At 68.9% G+C, this 3,649-nt stretch carries 4 protein-coding genes and 1 pseudogene; 4 read left to right on the top strand and 1 reads right to left on the bottom strand.

The annotated features are described in order from the left end of the window. Both ABZ070_RS35990 and ABZ070_RS35995 read left to right on the top strand, forming a co-directional pair. A pseudogene (locus tag ABZ070_RS35990) lies at positions 1–124 on the top strand (FAD-binding protein); the annotation flags it as partial. A 209-nt stretch (positions 125–333) separates the two neighbouring features. Further along, positions 334–567 carry a chaplin gene (locus ABZ070_RS35995; protein ID WP_356640260.1) on the top strand — a complete coding sequence of 78 codons (234 nt, stop codon included), beginning with the start codon at positions 334–336 and terminating at the stop codon, positions 565–567. 144 nt (positions 568–711) lie between these two features. On the opposite strand, the gene ABZ070_RS36000 is transcribed toward ABZ070_RS35995, so the two are convergent. Beyond that, a complete protein-coding gene (locus ABZ070_RS36000) occupies positions 712–1,524 on the bottom strand; it encodes a putative protein N(5)-glutamine methyltransferase (protein WP_356640262.1) in 813 nt (270 codons plus the stop codon). Positions 1,525–1,899: 375 nt separating this feature from the next. On the opposite strand from ABZ070_RS36000, the gene ABZ070_RS36005 reads away from it, so the two are divergent. Next, positions 1,900–3,111 carry a pyridoxal phosphate-dependent aminotransferase gene (locus ABZ070_RS36005; protein ID WP_356640264.1) on the top strand — a complete coding sequence of 404 codons (1,212 nt, stop codon included), beginning with the start codon at positions 1,900–1,902 and terminating at the stop codon, positions 3,109–3,111. A gap of 80 nt (positions 3,112–3,191) precedes the next feature. Then, entirely contained in the window at positions 3,192–3,578 is a 387-nt protein-coding gene (locus tag ABZ070_RS36010; protein ID WP_356640266.1) for a hypothetical protein, read from the top strand. The last annotated feature ends 71 nt before the right edge of the window (positions 3,579–3,649 follow it).

Genomic DNA, 3,649 nt, shown 5'->3' on the forward strand with positions numbered 1-3,649 from the left:
GCACACCAACCAGGTCGGCCAGACCGGCAAGTCGGTCTCCCCGCAGCTGTACATCGCCTCCGGCATCTCCGGCGCGATCCAGCGCCCGGGGGCAGTGCCGTGCCGTAATGCAATACACAACCGGTAAATGCAATTCACCCGATGAATCCGCACCGCGGTTCGAAGAATGAGCCGCGTGGCATCCGAGTGACTTTTCGAAATGGCCGTCACAGAGTAGGTACCGGGCGGGAATCAATTCGTTACTAGTTCTGCAGAGGCGCATGCCTGCGAACAGACCGGCAGCGCAGCGCGAAGGTCGTGGCTGCGCATGGCGCCACTGCTGAGAGGATCGAAATGAAGCACATGAAGGCTGCAGCCGTTGTCGCGGGCATCATCATGGCTCTGGGCAGCGCCGCGCCCGCCGTGGCCGACTCGGGTGCCTACGGCTACACCGCCGACTCCCCCGGCCTGCTCTCCGGGAACCTCGTCCAGATCCCGATCCACGCCCCGATCCACGCCTGCGGGAACAGCATCAACGTGATCGGTCTGCTGAACCCGGCGGGCGGCACCTACTGCGGCAGCGCCTGACCCTCCGGACGGCGCCCTGCGGGCGCGGTCGGCAAGGCCCTGGAGAGCAAGCTTGCCTCCAGGGCCTTGCCATGCGTGCCATGCGTTGAGCCGTCAACTCATGCCCTGCGCTCCCGGATGCCGCACAAGCACCGGCACATCGCCTCAGGCGGAGGCGGGTTCACGACGTGCCGGCCTGGTGCCGATCACGACGGTGGCGTCCAGGTCGTCGCAGACCGCGACCTTCGCGTCGAGCCCGTGGCGGGTGAACGCGGCCATGGTGTGGGGGGTTTGCCGCTCGCTGGTCTCGATCAGCAGCGCACCACCCGGTGCGAGCCACCGCGCGGCCTGCGCCGTCACCCGCCGCTGGATGTCGATACCGTCGGCTCCGCCGTCGAGGGCCACCAGTGGTTCGTGCTCGCGAGCCTCTGGGGGCAGCAGGCCGATTTCGGCCGTGGGCACGTACGGGGCGTTGGCGATAAGTACATCGACACGGCCCGCCAGCCGGGCCGGGAGCGGATCGTAGAGATCCCCCTCGTACACCCGGCCGCCCACCGGTGCGACGTTGCGCCTGGCGCACCGGACCGCGGCGGGCTCGATGTCGGCGGCGTGCAGCTCACCGTCCCCGAGGGCGTGCAGCACCGCCGCCCCCAGGGCGCCCGAGCCGCAGCACAGGTCCACGACGACGGGGCGGGGCGGGGCGAGCTCGAGGGCCTGGGCGACGAGGAACTCGCTGCGGCGGCGGGGCACGAAGACCCCGGGATCGACCGTGACGCGCCTGCCATGGAAATCGGCCCAGCCGAGGACGTGCTCGAGGGGCAGGCCCATGACGCGGCGTTCGACCATGGCGGCGAGATCGTCGCGGTCGCGGGCGGTGGAGATCAGCAGATCCGCCTCGTCCTCCGCGAAGACACAACCTGCGGAGCGCAGGACGGAGATGAGAGACGCATGGGACGGATACAGCTCGGAGACCGACATGTAAGCCTTTCGGGGCGACCGACGAAGGGCGCCCTCGCGGTCACCTAGGGTCGGTCGACCGCACGGCTGCGCGAAGAGGGCACCCAGCCTGCTACTGCGGGAATGGGTCTCACCTCCTCGGTTGCCACGGCGCTGCCGGGACTGCACGGGGCAGGGACGGAGCGCTGCTCGGGCGGGCAACATTACCCGAAGGTGACGAGAGCAACACCCCTCTCGCAGGTGAGCGGATTCGCAGGTGGGCGGGGCTGATCGCGACGGTTTCGAAGGGAGGGAGGCACCCTCACCCCGGAGAGCAACAAACCGGACATTCGCCCCGTGCCCCTCCTGGCGCAAAACGCGAAGCGATCACCGTTGGGCGCCCGTAAGCTCACGGGCATGCAGGTGATCCAGTCCACGAAGCTCGCAAACGTCTGTTACGAAATCCGGGGCCCGGTCCTCGAGGAGGCGATGCGGCTCGAGGCAGCAGGTCATCGCATCCTCAAGCTCAACACCGGCAACCCGGCCGCCTTCGGGTTCGAGTGCCCGCCCGAGATCCTCGAGGACATCCTCCGTAACCTCGGCAGCGCCCACGGCTACGGCGACGCGAAGGGGCTGCTGTCCGCGCGGCGGGCGGTGATGCAGCACTACCAGACGAAGGGGATCGAGCTCGGCGTCGAGGACATCTACCTGGGCAACGGCGTCTCCGAGCTGATCCAGATGTCGATGCAGGCGCTGCTCGACGACGGCGACGAGGTGCTGGTGCCGGCGCCGGACTATCCGCTGTGGACGGCGTCCGTGTCGCTGTCCGGCGGGACCGCCGTGCACTACCGGTGCGACGAGCAGTCCGACTGGATGCCCGACCTGGCGGACATCGAGCGCAAGATCACCGACCGCACCAAGGCGATCGTGATCATCAACCCGAACAACCCCACCGGCGCCGTCTACGACGACGAGATGCTGCGCAGCCTCACCGAGATCGCCCGGCGCCACAATCTGGTCGTCTGCTCGGACGAGATCTACGACAAGATCCTCTACGACGGCGCCACGCACACCCCCACCGCCGCCATCGCCCCGGACCTGATGGTCCTCACCTTCAACGGGCTGTCCAAGAACTACCGGGTGGCCGGTTACCGGTCCGGCTGGATGGCGGTCTGCGGCCCGAAGGCGCACGCCTCCTCGTACATCGAGGGCCTGACGATCCTCGCCAACATGCGGCTGTGCGCCAATATGCCCTCGCAGCACGCGGTGGCCACGGCGCTGGGCGGCCGGCAGTCGATCGAGGACCTGGTGCTGCCCGGCGGGCGGATCCTCGAGCAGCGGGACGTCGCGTACGACCTGCTGACGCAGATCCCGGGCGTGACCTGCGTGAAGCCGAAGGGCGCGCTCTATCTCTTCCCGCGGCTCGACCCCAAGGTCTACAAGGTCAAGGACGACCGGCAGATGGTCCTGGATCTGCTGCGGGCCGAGAAGATCATGGTCGTGCACGGCACGGGGTTCAACTGGCCCGAGCCCGATCACTTCCGGATCGTGACGCTGCCCGCGGCGAAGGACCTCGCGGATGCCGTGACCCGGATCGGCACGTTCCTGGACGGGTACGGGCAGCCGTAGCACCGGTTCCCGACCGGACTCAACTTTAGACTCGTTCCAATGTAGGATGGTCTCCTGACTGTGAGCAGGAGGCCATCCCCATGTACGAGCCGATCCGCACCAAGTCGGTCCACTCGATGGCCGACGAGGCGCAGTACCCCCACCGCACCCGCGAGGAGGAGCTGGACATCCAGCTCGCCGGGCACCTCTCCGCCCTGCTGGCAGTGACGGACGAGCTCGGTCTCGACTCGGCCGCGGAAGCCGTCGCCGCGCAAATCTCGAGGCTGCGCGGCGCCCCGCCGGCCCGCCACGCAGGCCTCAGCGGCTCCGACCCCGCCACTCTGCACCGGCGTGCTCTCGCCCTCGCAGGCCGGGCCCTCGTCGTCGCCGCTTCGCGCGCCGACACCGCCGTCGCGATCCTCTCCGCCGAGCGGATGGACGCCCACACCGCCGCCCTCAAGGACCAGCACCTGGTCGGCGCCCCCTGACGGCCCTCACCCGCCCTGGCAGGCGCCACGACCTGCTGGGTGGCGACACTGGAGAACGTCCAGCCGAGTCC

The sequence above is a fragment of the Streptomyces sp. NPDC006283 genome (assembly GCF_040613325.1).
In the GTDB taxonomy this organism is placed as follows: domain Bacteria; phylum Actinomycetota; class Actinomycetes; order Streptomycetales; family Streptomycetaceae; genus Streptomyces.

Coding starts and splice junctions, on each gene's coding strand:
- ABZ070_RS35995 (WP_356640260.1), top strand. CDS start 334: ATGAAGCACATGAAGGCTGCAGCCGTTGTCGCGGGCATCATCATGGCT.
- ABZ070_RS36005 (WP_356640264.1), top strand. CDS start 1,900: ATGCAGGTGATCCAGTCCACGAAGCTCGCAAACGTCTGTTACGAAATC.
- ABZ070_RS36000 (WP_356640262.1), bottom strand. CDS start 1,524: ATGTCGGTCTCCGAGCTGTATCCGTCCCATGCGTCTCTCATCTCCGTC.
- ABZ070_RS36010 (WP_356640266.1), top strand. CDS start 3,192: ATGTACGAGCCGATCCGCACCAAGTCGGTCCACTCGATGGCCGACGAG.